The organism is Gluconobacter sp. NFX36 (genome assembly GCF_049887835.1).
In the GTDB taxonomy this organism is placed as follows: domain Bacteria; phylum Pseudomonadota; class Alphaproteobacteria; order Acetobacterales; family Acetobacteraceae; genus Gluconobacter; species Gluconobacter japonicus_A.
The window spans coordinates 222,785-240,002 of record NZ_JAGEKJ010000004.1 but is presented as its reverse complement, the minus strand read 5'-3'; the positions used below and the strand labels follow the sequence as shown (position 1 = coordinate 240,002).

Below are 17,218 nucleotides of genomic sequence, written 5' to 3'. Positions count from 1 at the left end.
TCACACGCCCTCCGTCAGCGTGGCGGGAGAGAAAGCCGAAAATCCGTAGTGACGCAGCCAGCGCAGATCGCTCTCATAGAAAGAGCGTAGATCCGGAATACCATTCTTGAGCATGGCCAGACGCTCGACGCCCATACCAAACGCAAAACCCTGCCACTCGGCTGGATCAAGGCCACAGTTGGCCAGCACGCGTGGATGGACCATGCCGGACCCGAGAACTTCCAACCAGTCAGAACCGCCACCGATTTCACCGGTCGCCTTGGACCAGCCGATATCCACTTCCATGGAAGGCTCAGTGAAGGGAAAGTAAGACGCGCGGAAACGCACTGGCAGATTGGGCTTGTCGAAATAGACACGCAGGAACTCGATCAGGCAGCCTTTCAGGTGCCCGAGCGTAATATTGCGATCAATGACCAGACCTTCGCACTGATGGAACATTGGCGAATGGGTGGCATCATGATCTGCACGATAGGTGCGGCCAGGAGCGATAATACGGATGGGCGGCTTCTGACCCAGCATCGTCCGGATCTGAACGCCGGATGTCTGCGTTCGCAGAACACGCGGCTCATTGGTTCCTGACTTCGGCGGCAGGTAGAACGTGTCGTGCTCGGTACGGGCTGGATGATGGTCTGGCGTGTTAAGCGCAGAGAAATTGTGCCACTGGCTCTCGACATCCGGTCCTTCAGCAACCGAAAAGCCCATCGCTCCAAAAATGGCCGTCATTTCTTCAATGGTACGGCTGATCGGATGAATAGCGCCCGTCGCAACCGACGGCGCAGGCATCGTCACATCCACCCGTTCGGACTTCAGGCGCGCTTCAAGAGCCTGCTCCTCGATCTCACGACCACGCTCCTCAATCGCTTTGGTTAGGTCGTCCCGCAGGCGATTCAAAGCCTGTCCGCGCAGCTTGCGCTCTTCGGGATCAAGTTTTCCAAGCTGTTTGAGCAGCCCGGTCAGGGCACCAGACTTCCCCAGTGTTCCAACGCGAATGGCATCCCATTGCGCGCGATCCTGAGCAGCGCCCAGCGCAGCAAGAGTGTCATTCTTCAGCGTGTCGAGATCGTCAGCCATACCGCCCATCGCTTACAGTACAAATACAAAACGGGCCGCCCTGATAACAGGACGGCCCGCCAGTCACCAGCCCCCACAAGTGGGGATCAGGTCTGAAAAGCTCAGGCTGCGAGAGCGGCCTGTGCCTTCTTGACGATTTCTGCGAATGCAGCTGCGTCGTCGAAAGCAATGGCAGCAAGGACCTTACGGTCGATCTCGATGCCAGCCTTGTCCAGGCCATTGATGAACTTGCTGTACGTCAGACCGTGCTCACGGACGGCAGCGTTGATACGCTGGATCCACAGGGCGCGGAAATCACGCTTCTTGTTGCGACGGTCGCGATACGCATAGCGCAGCGCCTTCTCAACGCGCTCCAGAGCAATACGGTAGTTCGTGGACGAACGGCCGCGGTAACCCTTGGCGAGGTCGAGAACTTTCTTGTGACGGGCGTGCGTCGTTACGCCCCGCTTAACACGTGCCATGTTACCTTATCTCCTTAGAGCCCGTAGGGCGCCCACTGCTTGATGGTCTTAGCGTCCATGTCCGTCATGGTCTGAGGACCACGGTTGGTGCGCTTCATCTTCTGCGGACGGTTGATAAGGCCGTGGCGCTTGTTGCCTGGGCCGCATGTTACCTTGCCGGTCGCGGTGATCTTGAACCGCTTCTTGACCGACGACTTGGTCTTCATCTTGGGCATTTCGGTCTCCCTCGCCGTAAACGATTGGTCCCACAAAAGCGGGACTCTGCACGGCCGGGCATGCCACTTGAGGCCCGGACGCGTACACGGAGCGGCTGCCTTATCCCATCTGGATGATTCTACCAAGGACTTTATTTTCTTTAACGCGCAAGCAAAAGACGAGCCTTTCTTCAAGTCACGTCACTGTGATCTCACTCACAGTGACGTGAGCAAGATGAACCTTCTGACATCTTGATTCTTAATGCGCTTCTATGTGTTTGTCCGAAGGTCAAGTGCTGCACCAAATAACAGCTCTAGGAACATCATGAGCACATCTTCCCGGCCAGGGCTTTGGGCCCTGATTACGGCCGCGGTCTTCGCGCTTTGCGGCGCGATCCTGACCGTGGGCGGCGCCTGGGCCGCATCCCTCGGCGGCCCACTATATTACCTCATTCTCGGCCTTGCGCTTCTCGCAACGGCTGTCCTTGCATGGCGCCGTAATCCGGCTGCCCTGTGGCTCTTTGCTGCTGCCGTGTTCGCAACGGTTGTGTGGGAGCTCTCCGTGGTCGGCCTCGACCTGTGGAGCCTCGTCCCCCGCTCCGATATTGTGATCATTCTCGGTATCTGGCTGCTGATCCCGTTCGTGTCCCGCCAGATCGGCGGCACCCGCGCGACGACGCTGCCACTCGCTGGTTCCGTTGGCCTGGCGATTCTGGTGCTCATCGCCGGTCTGTTCACGGACCCGCATGACATCAGCGGCAATCTGCCAACGCAGCTTACCAATGCAGCCCCGGCTGACCCGGACAACGTACCGGACAGCGAATGGCACGCCTATGGCCGTACGCAGGCTGGCGATCGCTGGTCTCCGCTGAAGCAGATCAATTCGACCAATGTTCAGAACCTCAAGGTGGCATGGCACATCCACACCAAGGATCTGATGGGACCGAATGATCCGGGCGAAGCCACCAACGAAGTCACCCCGATCGAATTCGACAACACACTGTATCTGTGCTCGCTGCACCAGAAACTGTGGGCCGTTGATGCCGCAACAGGCCACGTCAAGTGGACGTTCGATCCGCATCTTCAGGTCAATCCAGGCTTCCAGCATCTGACCTGCCGTGGTGTGAGCTTCCATCAGACGCCTGCTGATGCAACGGACAGCGATGGCAACCCTGCTCCGACGGATTGCGCCAAGCGTATCATTCTGCCGGTCAACGACGGTCGCCTTGTCGAAGTCGATGCAGAAACCGGGCAGAAGTGTTCCGGCTTTGGCAATGACGGCGAACTGGATCTGCGCGAGCCGAACCAGCCTTACGTCACGCCAGGCATGTATGAGCCGACGTCTCCGCCGGTCATTACCGACAAGCTGATTATTGCCAACAGCGCCATCACCGATAACGGCTCCATCAAGCAGGCATCGGGCGCAACGCAGGCATTTGACGTTTACACCGGCAAGCGCGTCTGGGTCTTCGATGCGTCCAACCCGGACCCGAACCAGATGCCGGATGCAGACCATCCGGTCTTCCATCCTAACTCCCCGAACTCCTGGATCGTGTCGTCCTACGACAAGGCCCTGAACCTCGTTTACATCCCAATGGGTGTTGGCACGCCGGATCAGTGGGGCGGTTACCGCACCAAGGAATCCGAGCGTTATGCTCCAGGCGTTATTGCACTGAACGCAGACACGGGTAAGCTGGCCTGGTACTACCAGACCGTTCACCACGATCTGTGGGATATGGATGCTCCCTCTCAGCCGAGCCTCGTAGACGTTACCCAGAAGGACGGTTCCATCCTTCCGACGATCTACATCCCGACCAAGACAGGCGATATCTTCGTTCTCGACCGTCGCACAGGCAAGGAAGTCGTCGCTGCTCCTGAAACACCAGTTCCAGGTGGTGCAGCTCCGGGCGATCACACCAGCCCGACGCAGCCGATGTCGCAGCTGACGCTTCGTCCGAAGAACCCGCTCTCCGATGCCGATATCTGGGGTGGCACAATCTTCGACCAGATGTTCTGCAGCATCTACTTCCACTCCCTGCGCTATGAAGGCCCGTTCACGCCGCCGTCCCTCAAGGGCACGCTGGTCTTCCCGGGCGATCTGGGCATGTTCGAATGGGGCGGCCTGTCGGTTGACCCACAGCGTCAGGTGGCCTTCGCCAACCCGATCTCCCTGCCGTTCGTCTCCCGTCTGGTTCCCCGCGGTCCGGGCAACCCGCTCTGGCCGGAACCCAACGCAAAGGGCTCTGGTGGCGAAACCGGCCTTCAGCCGAACTATGGCATCCCGTATGCTGTTGACCTGCATCCGTTCATGGACCCGGTTCTGCTGCCGCTCGGCATCAAGATGCCTTGCCGCACGCCACCCTGGGGCTATGTGGCCGGTATCGACCTGCGCACCAACAAGGTGGTCTGGCAGCATCGTAACGGTACGCTCCGTGACTCCATGCACGGCAGCTCCCTGCCCATCCCGCTGCCTCCGATCAAGATCGGTGTTCCGAGCCTTGGCGGCCCGCTCTCCACGGCTGGTAACGTCGGCTTCCTGACGGGCACGATGGACTACTACATCCGCGCTTACGATCTGACGACGGGCAAGACCCTGTGGCAGGACCGTCTGCCGGCCGGAGCACAGGCCACGCCGATGACCTATGCCGTCAATGGCAAGCAGTTCGTGGTCACCTACGCAGGTGGTCATAACTCCTTCCCGACAGTCATGGGTGATGACCTGATTGCTTATAGCCTTGCTGATCAGAAGTGATCACTCGGTAAAGCATTGATTTTCAGAAAAGGGGTACCTTCGGGTGCCCCTTTTTTATCTTCAAATCCCAACAAAAACTTTCTAAACTTCTGTTACATTATGAAATACATTCCTACAGTGAGGGTACAGTGCTTGTTTTTCGGTACGGAATAGCTCTCACCATCTCGGCCTTCTTGGCAATTGTCCCTTTTCCCGCGCATAGCGACGATACCGCACCCGTAATAGCGGTTCTGGATCCCAATCATCGCGGGCACCTGGTGTATCCACCAGCCGAACTTGAAGCACGACATGGGGGCTCAGCCCACATTCTCTGCATCATTACGGAAAAAGGTCAGCCTCGAAGCTGCCAGACATCCGCTACCGCACCAGATTTCGCGCTGGCCGCGGAAGCTTATGCTTATTCATCCAAATTTTTACCCGCTTATAAATACGGCCAGCCCATAGAAAGTCACTGGGAAGACACCATTCCCTTTCGAACTGGAAAAACAGCGACTACCCCTGCCCTGGATCACGCGCACACTGCATTTCCGTACTATCCAGATTTTGCCAATGACAAAGATATTTCAGGAAGATTTACTGTAACGTGCCAGGTTGATATGGCGGGCATTGCACATGACTGTGCCGCCAGTCCGGGACCAGAAATTTTGAGACAGGCAACACTCGCCTATTTCACGTTGGCTCGATACCTTCCAGCCATAAAAGACGGACAACCCGTTTCGGCACCTTATCATGGCACCATAGACTGGTCGTCAGACGCAAAAAATAAGAACGACGGATTTCAGTGAAACCTTGCGTCCAGAGGGCAGTCCAGTCCATTCCCTGCATCAAAACCCTGTCGTTTCAGGGCAAAACTGTACAGAGGCTAAACATGACCTTTCGTAAAGTCGCTCTTCTTGCTTGCGCCACCATTGCTTTTGGCGGCCAGCTTGCACACGCCAAGTCCCAGCCCTGCCGCGATGCCAAAGGCAAATTCACCAAATGCGAGGCTCCAAAGAAGCCAAAGCCCTGTCGCGACGCCAAGGGCAAGTTCACCAAGTGTGATGCTCCTGCCCCTCAGGCGGCACAGCCATCCAACTGAGCATAAAAAAAGCCCCTGCCAGCAAAGTTGGCAGGGGCTTTTACTTTTACATAATACAGCAGAAAATCAGGCCGAAGCGCGCTTGAGAATAGCCTGCGCCATGGCTTCGACCCCGTTTCCACGATTGGTAGACAGTGCCTTGACCAGCCCCATATCGTGCAGGAAAACCGGGTTCGTCTGAAGAATTTCCTCGCGGGGACGTCCCGAATAGACCCGCAGCAGCAACGCTACGAGACCCTGCACAATCGCAGCATCCGAAGCCCCGGCAAAAAAGAGCCGGCCATCACGATTTTCCGCTTCAAGCCAGACCTGGCTCTGACACCCCGGAACACGATGGGCGTCGTCCTGCCATTCTGTCGGAAAAACAGGCAGCTTGCGCCCCATCTCGATGATGTATTGATACCGCTCCATCCAGTCGTCGAACATGGCCAGCTCGGCTTCGATTTCCTCAATGGCAGCGGCAGCAGTTTCTTCTTGCGGCGCAAGGAAGGCATCACTCACAAATCAGTCTCCGTTACAGAATGAAGCGGCTCAAATCACCCTTGCGGGCAAGTGGCGCCACCCTGTCACGAACATCCTCTGCCGTCACCCTCACGGTCTCGCCTTTGCGCTCGGAAGCCGCAAAAGACACGTCCTCCAGCAGCTTTTCGAGAACGGTTGCCAGACGTCGCGCGCCAATATTTTCAACACGCTCATTGATATCGGCAGCCAGTTCCGCCAGCGCGTCTACCGCGTCATCCGCGAATTCAAGCGTGACACCTTCCGTTCCCAGCAGACTGACATACTGCTTGAGAAGCGAGTGTTCCGGCTCCATCAGAATACGTTTCAGATCGTCCCGGTTCAGTCCTGACAGTTCCACACGAATGGGGAGACGCCCCTGCAACTCAGGCAGCAGATCCGACGGTTTAGCGACATGGAAGGCCCCGGAAGCGATGAAGAGAATATGGTCCGTCTTCACAGAACCATATTTCGTGCTGACCGTCGTACCCTCGATCAAAGGTAGCAAATCACGCTGCACGCCTTCGCGAGAGACATCCCCGCTCCGCGTTCCATGCTCGGACGTCGCACAGACTTTGTCGATCTCATCCAGAAAGACAATTCCATGGTTCTGGGTATGCTCCACGGCCTCGCGCTTCAGTGCGTCATCATCCAGAAGCTTGTCGGCCTCTTCCCGAATAAGCTGTTCCCGCGCCACAGACACCTTCAGCTTTTTGCGTGAAGGCATCCGGTTCACGAAGCCTTTCATCATGTCATTGAAGCTGATGATCTGCCCAGACTGTAAACCAGGAATATCGCTGCCTTCCTTACCACCTCCGGTCTGTGGATCAGGCGCAATCTCGATCTCGATTTCCTTGTCTTCCAGCGTTCCGTCCCGAAGCATCTGGCGAAACTTGACCTTTGTATCGGCCGTGGCCCCTTCCCCGACAAGCGCATCAACCAAACGGTTTTCAGCCGCTGCCCGAGCCTTTTCCTGCACATCCTTGCGACGGCTTTCGCGCAGCATGGTCAGCGAGACTTCAACAAGATCCCTGATGATGCTGTCCACATCACGGCCCACATAGCCCACTTCCGTGAACTTCGTGGCTTCGACCTTGAGGAACGGTGACTGAGCCAGCTTCGCCAGACGACGGGCAATTTCCGTCTTGCCGCACCCTGTCGGGCCGATCATCAGAATGTTCTTGGGAACAACCTCGTCCCGCAGTCCATCCGGAAGCTGGGACCGCCGCCAGCGGTTTCGCATGGCAATTGCGACAGCGCGCTTGGCATCGGACTGCCCGACAATAAAGCGATCAAGTTCGGAGACAATTTCGCGGGGTGCAAAATTTGGTACGGCCATATCAGGAAGCCTCCCCGCCAAGTGTTTCCAGCGTCACGGAATAGTTCGTGTAAACGCAGATATCGCCTGCAATTTTCATGGCCCGGCGCGCGATTTCTTCTGCACTTAGACCTTCAACCGTCATCAACGCCCGCGCCGCCGACAGGGCGTAGTTCCCGCCAGACCCAATGGCGACGATGCCATCTTCCGGTTCCAGTACATCGCCATTTCCTGTCAGCGTGAAGGAGCGCTCCGCATCGGCAACGGCCATCATGGCTTCCAGTCGGCGCAGATAGCGATCCGTTCGCCAGTCCTTTGCCAGTTCGACGCAGGCCCGTTCGAGTTGCCCCGGATAGCGCTCGAGTTTTGCCTCTAACCTTTCCAGCAATGTGAAGGCATCAGCGGTCGCCCCAGCAAAGCCCGCAAGGATTTTGCCATGCGGACCAATACGCCGAACTTTGCGCGCATTGCCTTTGATAACAGTCGCTCCGAGAGAGACCTGCCCGTCCCCCGCCATGGCAACCTGCCCATTGCGGCGGACACAGAGAATGGTCGTGCCATGCCAGCCGACCGGATCGTGGGGAGTAGTTTGGTAAGACATCACCTGAAAAGATGGGGCTGCCTTTTTCACTGACAAGAGGGCGCTCGATTTCAGATCATGACGCCAGGTTGTGCTGAAGAAGGCTGCATCAGGCGCTGGATCGCGGACTGCAACCCTTTATGCGTGAACGGTTTGGCAAGAGGCTCTTCTGAGCCCTGCATGGGCACAATGTCCGTATGTCCACTAATGAACAGAACCTTCAGATCCGGAAGCCTTTCTATGAGGGCCACTGCACAGGCGGGACCGTCATGATCCGGCATCCGCATGTCAATCACCGCGAGATCGAACGGTTCACTTTCGTCCACAACCATCAGCGCCTCTGCAAGACACGAGACAGCGCTCACGTTATGCCCATCATGACGAAGGAACCCGGCTGTCACCATCCGGACAGGCGCTTCATCATCAATCACAAGCACACGCAAAGAAACAGTCGCCTGGCCCTGCTCCTTTTGCTCGGCCATGACTTCTGCTCGAACCACGGGTAAAATCAGGGTCATGCACGTCCCGATCCCGGGCGTGCTGTCTACAACAATCTCGCCATAACTCCGGCTCAGAAAACCATAGACACTGGACAGACCAAGGCCGGTTCCACGCCCCACATCCTTCGTGGTGAAAAACGGATCGAAAATCCGCTTCATCACCTCTGGAGACATGCCCTCGCCTTCATCGATCACATCAATCGCTACGGCCTGCTCAAGACAACATTCCGGTGGCAAAGTGTCGAATTTCTGCCCGACCAGACGGGCCGAAACCCTTACAGTTCCTCCCTGGCTCATCGCATCACGCGCATTTACGCACAGATTGAGAAGCGCCATTTCAAGCTGATCCTGATCCGACCAGACCGCAGGAAAATCCGCAGCCAGCTCGCCGAGAGACAGAACACATGCGGCATCTCCCCCACCTGTTCTGCGCTTGAGACTCTGCACCAGCAAAGCCTCAAGCCCCGGCAAAAGCTCCTGCAACCGTACCGGAGCCAGCCTTGCCTCCCGCGGGCGCCCGAACTGAAGAAGCCGCCGCGTCAGAACTGCGCCCCGCTGCGCAGATTCCATAGCATTTTTGACGAGTGCACCGGATGTCTCATCCAGATCTACCATATCTTCCAGCAACTCGAGAGATCCAGAAATCGCTGCCAGAAGATTGTTGAAATCATGCGCGATACCCCCCGCCAGCGTTCCTAGAGACTGGAGTTTGTCCGCCTGACGTAACCGGCTTTCCATCATGACCCGGCGGGTGACATCGCGGTCCATGCTGACCTGCCAACGCTCCGACAAAGGGACATTCTCCGGCCATGCGAGAGCAAGGCGCGTCAGTTCGTGCCAGCGTTGCGTCGTCCCACTTTCTTCGTCGGGAACGCTTTCCGCGATCAACCGCTCTTCCTGACCGCTCTGCCGAACGTCTTCCCGCATCTGCCGGACGTCTTCGCGCAGCGTTTCAGGAAAATGCAGGAGTTCATCGCCAACATTCTGAACCGTTTCGTCCAGAATATTACTCCGGATACATCGTCCCTGCGCATCCGAAAAAACCAGTCCGATGGGCAACGCATCCATCAACCCGCGCAACAGCGCCTGTTCCGTCTGCAAGGCACGCTGGGCCACGCAATGCTGCGTAACTTCCCCCACCAAAGACCTCAGCGCATCCGAATCCCAGGGCTTGTGCACATAGGCCTGCACCTGCCCCAGATTGAGCGCCGAGACCACGGCATCCAGATCCGCATACCCCGTAAGAAGAATACTGCGCGCATCGGAAAACGCGCGCGCTTTCATCAGAAGCTGATCGCCCGTCAGGCCCGGCATCCGCTGATCGGAAATAATCGTTGTGACATCCGGATGCGCGCGCAGAAGATCCAGCGCCCTGAACGGGTCCGTCGTGGCGAGGATTTCGTACTGGTCTTCCAGCAAGTCCTCAAGCGCGACAAGGATTTCCTCCTCATCATCCACCAGAAGAATCCGGGGACGACTTGGCCCCTTTGCACTCCATACACTCATACGGGACGACCAGTCGCAACCGGCCCCTCTTCTGTCATTGTCACGGGCAGGCTGAGCCGGAAGCAAGCTCCCACTCCTCGGCCATCCGGCAGATTGGCATCCGTGATTTCGATGGTTCCGTCGTGGGCTTCCATGACGCTATAGGCAATCGCCAGCCCCAATCCAGTTCCGGTACCAACAGGCTTTGTTGTGAAAAACGGATCGAAGACACGGTTTCTCAACTCAAATGGCAGACCCGGCCCGTCATCGCTGATCGTCATGTCATACCGACCGTTTTCCAAGCGCGACGTGATAACAATCCGCCCTTCCACAGGACCGCCTTCCGGGGACATGTCCGCCAGTGCATCCGCTGCGTTGGAAATAATGTTCATCACAACCTGATTCAGAAATGCAGGCTGACAGACCAGATGCGCCGGTGCCTGAAGGTCTTTCTCAATCACGATATCCGGCCCAAGTTTGTGCCCCAGCAAAGCCAGAGCCGTTTCCAGTGCTCCAGGAACATCAACCGTCTGGAATGAACTCTCATCCAGCCGCGAAAAGCGCCTCAAACTCAAAACAAGGTTCTGGATACGCTGAAGCCCAAGCTTCATGGACTCCAGGCGCGAAATTCCCTTCTGCATGAGAGGAGCCCCCTCTTCAGGGCCACCCATCGTCTGAAGGCGTTTCAGGGTCCGCTCAACTGTATCCGCATGAGCGATCGTAAACGCCAGAGGATTGTTGATCTCATGCGCGATGCCCGCCACCAACTCACCCAAAGACGCCATCTTGGCGGTCTGAACGAGTTTGGACTGCGCCTGAATGAGCTGCTCATTCGTCCGGGCCAGTTCCATGTTGGCCTGCGCCAGTGCCTCGGCCATTTCAGCTTTGGCTCTTGCAGCCTCAAGCGTCAGAGCATTCTGCTGACGTTCAATTTCCTGCTGGCGAAATTCATCCTGCGCCATACGCCGCTGGGCCAGCGTCCTGATCCGCATCGCCAGTGCTTCGATGGCAATATCGCTAGGCACCAGATCATCAATGCCTGCTTCGAAGAACTCGCCGGAAGACTGCCGTCTGAATCGCGACGCCTCGACAATGCCCAACGTCCGGAAGGGAATACCACCCGCCTCAAGCACGGCCTGCCGGCGGGCATCGAGCAGCCAGCAGAACTTCAGATCCTCTTCGCCGCTTCCCAGTTCCAGGACCAGACAGTCAGGCCCATCCGCGCCCCGCAACCAGCCACCTTCAATCAGATCATCAGACCGCTCGATGGACGTAACCGTATGACCATCGCGCCAGAGCAGTTCGCCCAGCGTCGTCTCAGGCGCATCGTCGGAAATCTCCTCGTCTTCTTCCTCATCGCGGGGAGAATTGACGATCACGATTCTGGCCCGTCGCAGGCGGGAGGCTTCGTCTACCTGAAGAAGCTCCGGCCCCTCCCGTAAAAGTGCACGCATGCGCAGCACCAGGAGATCCGGATGCGCTGATTTGGAAATATAGGCATCGGCCCCGCTCTCCAGTCCTTCACGCTCCACGCCCGGAGACGCGTCTTCCGTCAGCATCAGGATGGGAATGGTCCGGGTCAGCGCATCCAGCCGCAGACGCCGCGCAAGCTGACCGCCCGTCATGCCCGGTAGTTCTGAACAGACGACCACAAGATCGGGCATCAGGTCTTCGACCATGCCCAGCGCGGCCTCGCCACTCCCCAGACAGGTGACGGCAAAACCTTCTTTCAGCAGAACACGCCAGATCCGCTGGGCATGGGTATCATCCGGCTCCACGAGCAGAACGCGTGCCGTCTCCGTCACTCCAGACGGAGTTTTGAGATCAGAAGGCAGCATGACGGTGACGGAATGTTTGCATTGACGGCCTCTTGCAGCTAGTCCGAAGCTGATGTTCGTCCGATTTCCAAGGGGCGAAGACTAACTCCCGTTACCGGACCAGTGGAAGCCGTATCTATGGACATTCAGCCCTCCCGCAACATTACGGATCGCCTGCTCAACACCCCTAGCGGGGAAAGTGGTCCTCTTTCAACCGGGGCCCTGATCCGGACGGGGATCTGGTCCGTGTGCTATTTCGTCTTCTACTTCGCCCAGCAGGTGGCCGAACTGCTGGCTCCACTGCTGCTGATCCTGGGTCTGGGCTGGTACATCCTGCCGCATATCGTCAGTGCCATTACAACCAGCGCTGCCAGCGCCGACCCGCAGGCAAAGGACATCATGAATCACGTCGCCGGTACACTCCCGACGCATCTTCAGATTGGCAGCCACCTGCTGACGCCGGGCTCTCTGATGTTCGACGGCTTCCTGCTCATGGGTCTCGCCGCGATCGGAGCCACACTTTCCGCGCTGGCCGCCCGCAACATGTGAGAAAGCTCAGGGGGAAACAAAATGACCCACACCTGGCCACAGGTGGACCAATTCCCCCGCTTTCCAGTGCCATGCGGCAACGGCACCACCCCCGACCATGGCAAGGCTGACACCCCATGCGGCCAGCCAGCGCCCTGTACTGCCAATCATTTTTCGAGCCATGGGTTCTGATCCAGTTGGCGCGCCAACAGATGAGCGGGAATGCAGCACAGCCTGCCGACGCTCGATCTCTCTTGCAGCCAGACTACACACCCCAACTGACTGAGGCTTCAGAAAGTCCGCGTCGTTATCCTGTCGCTCATCCGACCCTCCCTCTAGGGCCACTGGTTGCGCCACACCCTGATCGCCTCCTTCAACCTCCTGCACTTCAGGCTCGGAAGGCATTATCTCCCAGCTTTCCCCACAATTTGCGCAGCGCAACCGGCGTGCATGGTCCAAAAGTGCCTCAGGCACTTCAAAAACCGCATGACAGTGGGGACATTCGAGACGCATCACAGTATCCTTCAACAATCAGGCTCTACCGACATCAGCCTGATCTGAACTGGCTTGCCCATATGAAGGGGTTACCGTTAATAAATGGTTAATGTACCCGCAACACCTTTGATTGCCCATTCATGATCCGGCTGCGCGATGTGTCTCTGAAACCTGCTGGCGTTGGGCAACCCGTCCTGCACAGCATGACGCTGAACATTCCGCAGGGTGAATTCCGCTGGCTGCTTGGGCCATCGGGCGCAGGCAAATCCAGCCTGCTACGGCTTCTGACCCTTGGTGCACGCCCTGCGTCTGGCCAGATGGATATTCTGGGAACATCCATCACCAACGCCAGCCGGGGGGCTTTAAGAAATCTGAGGCGGCGCATCGGATTTGTACCGCAGGATTATCGTCTGATCGGGGAATGGACCGTTTTTGACAATGTTGCCCTCCCGCTTCGGTTACGAGGCCGGTCAGAGCGCGATATCCGGCAGGAAGTTTTCTCCGTTCTGGAATGGCTGGATGTTGCCGCCCACGCACACTCCCGCCCTACCATTCTCTCAGGCGGAGAACAGCAGCGCGTTGCCATCGCCCGCGCCCTGATCGGACGCCCCGATATTCTCCTCGCAGACGAACCCACCAATGCTCTCGAAGAGTCTCAGGCCAGACGTCTTCTCTCCACCTTTCAGGAACTTATTGATCTCGGAACCACCGTCATCGTTGCCACCCATAATGAAGGACTGGTGCGAGAAGCCCCTGCACCATCCATCATGCTTCGCGACGGCACGCTTGATCCACAGGCTGTCACACCATGAGCCGCCGCGTCTCTCCCGGCCTGCGCTCCGGCAGCCTGCCACTTCTCGTTGCCCTCATGACCCTTCTGGCAGGGCTTGCCCTTGCCGGATTGACGGGTATTCAGGCTTTGGCCGAAGGGTGGTCCCGGGCCGCTCATAGTGCAGCAACCATCGAAATCCCCACGGATATCCAGAATGCGTCGGATCGAACGAACGCACTTATCCAAGCCCTGAAAGCAATGAATGGTGTCACGAACATCCAGAAACTCTCGACCGACAAGGTACAGGAGCTTCTTTCTCCGTGGCTCGGGCAACCTGTAGGCTCTCACAAAGGGCTACCGGGCCTTTCTCTTCCTGAAGTCCTGATCGTCGCTCACACTCCTGGAACCGACCTGACCACGACAGTCCACGATACACTTCCGGAAGCCGTTCTTCAGGAAGACCTTCAATGGGGCCAGAGACTCGAGCGCCTCGGCACAAGCCTGACCGGTTGCGCATGGCTGGCTGTGACCCTGATTGCAGCCATCGCCGCCCTCTCGATCGGCATGACCGTTCGACGTTCCGTGGCTGCGCAGAAGCGTGCGGTGGAGATTGTGCATGCCCTCGGCGCCGCCGACCTCACTATTTCGAGCCATATCGCAGGTCGCGCTGCGCTCCTCAGCTTCCTTGGTGGCATCGCAGGACTGGTTCTGCTCACGCCGCTCACAACCTCCCTTGCAACGACACTTTCACCTTTCGCGCATCAATCCGCACTTCCAACTGCGTTTCCAACGACGCTTGATGGCTGGTGGACCACTCTGCGCATCCTTCCGTCGTCTCTTTTGAAAGAACTGGGAGCACTGCCCTTCATTGCGGCCTGCCTTGGCTGGCTCACGGCACAGGGTGTGGTTCTCGTCTGGCTGAGACGACTGCCTTGAGAGCCGCCGCCTCCATCCTGCTGCTGACCGCTCTGATATGGACCCTTGGTCTGGCGTGGTTCATCCATGACTCCAGACAGCCTCCCCAGGTCGCAACGGTCTGCGACGGAATCGTCACTCTCACAGGCGGACAGTCACGGATCGACACGTCCATGACCCTTCTCAAGGGCGGATACGGCCAGCTCCTTCTTATTTCGGGTGTCGGGCCACATGTCACGCTCGACCAATTGGCAAAACTGCAAAGACAGTCCCTGTCAGACGACATGATCGCCCGCATCACGCTGGGGCGCCGCGCCGTCAGTACAATCGGCAACGCGTATGAAATCACCACATGGGCGCGGGAACACAAGCTGCACAGCCTGCTTGTCGTCACGGCCGGGTATCATATCCGGCGCGCCATCGTGGAACTGCATCGTACAGCACCGGAACTGGATCTGGTGCCATATCCCGTTCTGCCCCCCGCACTGGAAGCCCCTTTAACGCGCCAGACCCTGCATCTTCTTGTTCGCGAATATCTCAAGCTTCTTGGAGCCGAACTCGGCAACCTTACAGGGCTTCCTGATGGAAAAGCGGGTCTGACCACACACTGATTGCCCTTGTCTAACGGGCCATTTTCTGGTGAGCAGACAGCATCATGAGCATATTCCGCGGCCTGCTGTTCAATCTGTATTTCCTGTTCCTTACGCTGATCATGGGGCTCGGCGCCCTGCCGATACGCGCGCTAGGCCGAAAGGATCTGGCCCTGAGCTACGCCAAACTCTGGTCCCGAGCGGCTCTGTTTGGCTTCTCACACCTCTGCTCTGTTCGCATCGCCATCACGGGCCAGGAAAACATTCCCTCAGGCCCATGCCTGATCGCCTCGCAACACCAGTCCTTTTTCGACGGGTTTGTCTGGATGAATTTGTTGCCTCTGCCGACCTACATCATCAAACAGGAACTCACACGCATTCCTCTCGTCGGCCCCATGCTCATCCTTGCAGGCATGATACCGGTCAAGCGCAGCGACGGCTCCAAAGCCCTTCGGACCATGATGAAAGACAGCGCAGACGCTCATGCAGCGAACCGCCAGATTATCATCTTCCCCGAAGGGACCAGAACCCTCCCCGGAGAACGGCAGTCCATTCAGCCCGGGATCATAGCTCTCGCCCGACAAGCCAGTGTCCCTGTCGTCCCGGTCGCCACCAATTCCGGCCTCTTCTGGGACCGTTCCCCCTGGCACAAAAGACCGGGCATTCTGAAGGTCGCCATTGGCAAACCTCTCCCCGCGACGCAAGGGCGCGGCGCCTTCACCGGAGCGCTGGAAAATGCATGGGACGAACTGTGCGCAACTCACGCATTGCCACGAGATCCTGTGGATAACTCTGTGGAATGAGAAACGCTTCGGCTTCCCTTGAGAGATGATGATATTTCATACCTTTACGCGGCAGGAATAAGGAAGAAACTTTCCAGTTTCCAAGGCTTTCCCGAAAATCGCTTTTTTCCGGGATTTTCTTGGAATTTCGCCACCAAATCTCTGCCTTTTTTCTGTCATATTGACGCCCCGCCATTTTTCGCGTGACTGTTTTTTCCCTCAATCCTTTTTTGGGGATAAAATAGACCTGCCAGAAACAGGATTTACATCCGTCTTCATAAAGACAGGCTCAGTGAAGCTTTCTCTCAATACTGCCCGTTACCTCAAACCGGGCCTTGTCATTGCCTGTCTCGTGACAGTCCTTCTCTGCGCGGACACCCTTCTGTGGTGGCGTACAACGCGTATGATCGAAAGAGAAATTGCCACCTGTCGCATGACCCTTCAGACAGCAGGATGGACCACCACGGTCGAACGGACCTCATCTGGTGGATGGCCATTTGGCGCATGGGTTACCCTGTCTTCCCCACGCCTGCGCCACGAGCAGACTGCTGCAGCCCCCTTTGACGCAGGATGGAGCGGAACAACCCTCCGAGCGGGAGGATCATGGCTGGATCTGATGCGTACAGACCTGCCTGTCTTCCTGTCTGGCAGAAATGCAGCACGTTTCCTCTCCCTGACCGCTCAGGCCACAGTCCTGTCGCAGGATCTGCATCTGCGGTTCTCAAAAGATCAAAACACGACGTTCAAGGCGCCTTCGGCAGAGCTTGCCTTGACGACAGAAGGACTGGATCAGTCCGCGTCGCTGACCGAAGTAAGCGGACGCCTGCTCGCAGTCCCACACGCCGCTTACGGGGCAACACGGCTGGGGCTTGAACTCTCCGCCCGATCCCTCCATTCGCCAGTTCTTCCATCCCTTCAGCTTTCCGCCAGAGACGTCCGCTTCATAGCAGCCCTGACATCCTCAACACGGAAAGACACAGCTTCTTTCTTCGCTCTTGAGGGATATGACCGTCTTCTCCTGCAAACAGCGACATTTTCATTCGGAGACGCCAATCGCCTGTCGTTTTCCGGAGCCCTTGATCTGCCCGCCGCCACCGGTCATCTCACACTTACGCTGCTGAACTGGCATGAGGCGGCAGAGCAGCTTTTGAAGACAGTTCCCGTCCGAACCGCTCTTTCGCCTGACCTTCAGATCATTCTGGAGCGCACTCTCCACAACCAATCGCCGGTCATCGTCAGGAATAATCAGTCGGTGAGTCTGGATATACCGGTCTTCAACGGACATTTTCCGATGCCTCTGGAAACCCTTCTGCAAAATATCCTCACACAAAAAATTGACGTATCACATTCGCGAGAGTAGACGCGGGGAATGTCTTGATCTT

Annotated in this window: 18 protein-coding genes and 1 pseudogene; 9 read left to right on the top strand and 10 right to left on the bottom strand. The window is 57.4% G+C overall.

The annotated features are described in order from the left end of the window. From pheS to rpmI, 3 genes are all read right to left on the bottom strand, one after another. Complete coding sequence (pheS, locus tag J4P41_RS06055) at window positions 1–1,071, bottom strand: phenylalanine--tRNA ligase subunit alpha (RefSeq protein ID WP_010501933.1); 1,071 nt, start codon at window positions 1,069–1,071, stop codon at window positions 1–3. Between the two features lie 101 nt (window positions 1,072–1,172). Beyond that, a complete protein-coding gene (gene rplT / locus J4P41_RS06050; RefSeq protein ID WP_007282845.1) occupies window positions 1,173–1,532 on the bottom strand; it encodes a 50S ribosomal protein L20 in 360 nt (119 codons plus the stop codon). Between the two features lie 14 nt (window positions 1,533–1,546). Beyond that, window positions 1,547–1,747 carry a 50S ribosomal protein L35 gene (rpmI, locus tag J4P41_RS06045; protein ID WP_010501937.1) on the bottom strand — a complete coding sequence of 67 codons (201 nt, stop codon included), beginning with the start codon at window positions 1,745–1,747 and terminating at the stop codon, window positions 1,547–1,549. 304 nt (window positions 1,748–2,051) lie between these two features. Between rpmI and J4P41_RS06040 the strand changes: the two genes are divergently transcribed. From J4P41_RS06040 to J4P41_RS06030, 3 genes are all read left to right on the top strand, one after another. Then, window positions 2,052–4,478, top strand: a complete 2,427-nt coding sequence (locus J4P41_RS06040; RefSeq protein WP_426066422.1) for a glucose/quinate/shikimate family membrane-bound PQQ-dependent dehydrogenase — start codon at window positions 2,052–2,054, stop codon at window positions 4,476–4,478. 173 nt (window positions 4,479–4,651) lie between these two features. After that, window positions 4,652–5,263 carry an energy transducer TonB gene (locus tag J4P41_RS06035; RefSeq protein ID WP_426066421.1) on the top strand — a complete coding sequence of 204 codons (612 nt, stop codon included), beginning with the start codon at window positions 4,652–4,654 and terminating at the stop codon, window positions 5,261–5,263. Window positions 5,264–5,346: 83 nt separating this feature from the next. Further along, a complete protein-coding gene (locus J4P41_RS06030; RefSeq protein WP_034880455.1) occupies window positions 5,347–5,556 on the top strand; it encodes a hypothetical protein in 210 nt (69 codons plus the stop codon). A 66-nt stretch (window positions 5,557–5,622) separates the two neighbouring features. Here J4P41_RS06030 and J4P41_RS06025 read toward each other — a convergent pair whose 3' ends face one another. From J4P41_RS06025 to J4P41_RS06005, 5 genes are read right to left on the bottom strand one after another with little or no spacing between them, the layout of a single operon-like run. Further along, on the bottom strand, window positions 5,623–6,057 hold the full coding sequence (locus J4P41_RS06025; protein ID WP_426066420.1) for a SufE family protein: 435 nt from the start codon (window positions 6,055–6,057) through the stop codon (window positions 5,623–5,625). 13 nt (window positions 6,058–6,070) lie between these two features. Beyond that, window positions 6,071–7,393 (bottom strand): ATP-dependent protease ATPase subunit HslU, encoded by a 1,323-nt coding sequence (gene hslU / locus J4P41_RS06020; RefSeq protein WP_426066419.1) that lies wholly within the window; start codon window positions 7,391–7,393, stop codon window positions 6,071–6,073. 1 nt (window position 7,394) lies between these two features. Continuing rightward, entirely contained in the window at window positions 7,395–7,973 is a 579-nt protein-coding gene (hslV, locus tag J4P41_RS06015) for an ATP-dependent protease subunit HslV (RefSeq protein ID WP_175266225.1), read from the bottom strand. A gap of 50 nt (window positions 7,974–8,023) precedes the next feature. Next, window positions 8,024–9,958 (bottom strand): response regulator, encoded by a 1,935-nt coding sequence (locus tag J4P41_RS06010; RefSeq protein WP_426066450.1) that lies wholly within the window; start codon window positions 9,956–9,958, stop codon window positions 8,024–8,026. Further along, the gene (locus J4P41_RS06005) at window positions 9,955–11,775 is read right to left on the bottom strand and encodes an ATP-binding protein (protein WP_426066418.1); all 1,821 of its coding nucleotides are present in this window, start codon (window positions 11,773–11,775) and stop codon (window positions 9,955–9,957) included. The genes J4P41_RS06010 and J4P41_RS06005 overlap by 4 nt, the downstream gene beginning before the upstream one ends. A gap of 117 nt (window positions 11,776–11,892) precedes the next feature. Between J4P41_RS06005 and J4P41_RS06000 the strand changes: the two genes are divergently transcribed. Next, window positions 11,893–12,303 carry a hypothetical protein gene (locus J4P41_RS06000; protein WP_426066417.1) on the top strand — a complete coding sequence of 137 codons (411 nt, stop codon included), beginning with the start codon at window positions 11,893–11,895 and terminating at the stop codon, window positions 12,301–12,303. Window positions 12,304–12,309: 6 nt separating this feature from the next. Here J4P41_RS06000 and J4P41_RS05995 read toward each other — a convergent pair whose 3' ends face one another. Both J4P41_RS05995 and J4P41_RS05990 read right to left on the bottom strand, forming a co-directional pair. After that, a complete protein-coding gene (locus tag J4P41_RS05995; RefSeq protein ID WP_426066451.1) occupies window positions 12,310–12,687 on the bottom strand; it encodes a hypothetical protein in 378 nt (125 codons plus the stop codon). 15 nt (window positions 12,688–12,702) lie between these two features. Next, a pseudogene (locus J4P41_RS05990) lies at window positions 12,703–12,795 on the bottom strand (zinc-ribbon domain-containing protein); the annotation flags it as partial. A gap of 122 nt (window positions 12,796–12,917) precedes the next feature. On the opposite strand from J4P41_RS05990, the gene J4P41_RS05985 reads away from it, so the two are divergent. The 5 genes from J4P41_RS05985 (at window position 12,918) to J4P41_RS05965 (ending at window position 17,196) form a co-directional block, all read left to right on the top strand. Then, window positions 12,918–13,589, top strand: a complete 672-nt coding sequence (locus J4P41_RS05985; RefSeq protein ID WP_010501960.1) for a cell division ATP-binding protein FtsE — start codon at window positions 12,918–12,920, stop codon at window positions 13,587–13,589. Next, on the top strand, window positions 13,586–14,485 hold the full coding sequence (locus J4P41_RS05980; protein ID WP_426066416.1) for a cell division protein FtsX: 900 nt from the start codon (window positions 13,586–13,588) through the stop codon (window positions 14,483–14,485). The genes J4P41_RS05985 and J4P41_RS05980 overlap by 4 nt, the downstream gene beginning before the upstream one ends. After that, complete coding sequence (locus J4P41_RS05975; protein ID WP_062023710.1) at window positions 14,482–15,075, top strand: YdcF family protein; 594 nt, start codon at window positions 14,482–14,484, stop codon at window positions 15,073–15,075. The genes J4P41_RS05980 and J4P41_RS05975 overlap by 4 nt, the downstream gene beginning before the upstream one ends. Before the next feature lie 44 nt (window positions 15,076–15,119). Continuing rightward, entirely contained in the window at window positions 15,120–15,857 is a 738-nt protein-coding gene (locus tag J4P41_RS05970) for a lysophospholipid acyltransferase family protein (RefSeq protein ID WP_426066415.1), read from the top strand. 271 nt (window positions 15,858–16,128) lie between these two features. Further along, complete coding sequence (locus J4P41_RS05965; protein WP_426066414.1) at window positions 16,129–17,196, top strand: DUF2125 domain-containing protein; 1,068 nt, start codon at window positions 16,129–16,131, stop codon at window positions 17,194–17,196. Window positions 17,197–17,218 lie beyond the last annotated feature (22 nt).

Bases quoted from the DNA above. Each gene is read 5' to 3' on its own strand.
- rpmI (WP_010501937.1), bottom strand. From the start codon at position 1,747: ATGCCCAAGATGAAGACCAAGTCGTCGGTCAAGAAGCGGTTCAAGATC.
- J4P41_RS06030 (WP_034880455.1), top strand. From the start codon at position 5,347: ATGACCTTTCGTAAAGTCGCTCTTCTTGCTTGCGCCACCATTGCTTTT.
- hslU (WP_426066419.1), bottom strand. From the start codon at position 7,393: ATGGCCGTACCAAATTTTGCACCCCGCGAAATTGTCTCCGAACTTGAT.
- J4P41_RS05970 (WP_426066415.1), top strand. From the start codon at position 15,120: ATGAGCATATTCCGCGGCCTGCTGTTCAATCTGTATTTCCTGTTCCTT.
- J4P41_RS05980 (WP_426066416.1), top strand. From the start codon at position 13,586: ATGAGCCGCCGCGTCTCTCCCGGCCTGCGCTCCGGCAGCCTGCCACTT.
- pheS (WP_010501933.1), bottom strand. From the start codon at position 1,071: ATGGCTGACGATCTCGACACGCTGAAGAATGACACTCTTGCTGCGCTG.
- J4P41_RS06040 (WP_426066422.1), top strand. From the start codon at position 2,052: ATGAGCACATCTTCCCGGCCAGGGCTTTGGGCCCTGATTACGGCCGCG.
- hslV (WP_175266225.1), bottom strand. From the start codon at position 7,973: ATGTCTTACCAAACTACTCCCCACGATCCGGTCGGCTGGCATGGCACG.
- J4P41_RS06010 (WP_426066450.1), bottom strand. From the start codon at position 9,958: ATGAGTGTATGGAGTGCAAAGGGGCCAAGTCGTCCCCGGATTCTTCTG.
- rplT (WP_007282845.1), bottom strand. From the start codon at position 1,532: ATGGCACGTGTTAAGCGGGGCGTAACGACGCACGCCCGTCACAAGAAA.
- J4P41_RS05985 (WP_010501960.1), top strand. From the start codon at position 12,918: ATGATCCGGCTGCGCGATGTGTCTCTGAAACCTGCTGGCGTTGGGCAA.
- J4P41_RS06000 (WP_426066417.1), top strand. From the start codon at position 11,893: ATGGACATTCAGCCCTCCCGCAACATTACGGATCGCCTGCTCAACACC.
- J4P41_RS05995 (WP_426066451.1), bottom strand. From the start codon at position 12,687: ATGCCTTCCGAGCCTGAAGTGCAGGAGGTTGAAGGAGGCGATCAGGGT.
- J4P41_RS06005 (WP_426066418.1), bottom strand. From the start codon at position 11,775: ATGCTGCCTTCTGATCTCAAAACTCCGTCTGGAGTGACGGAGACGGCA.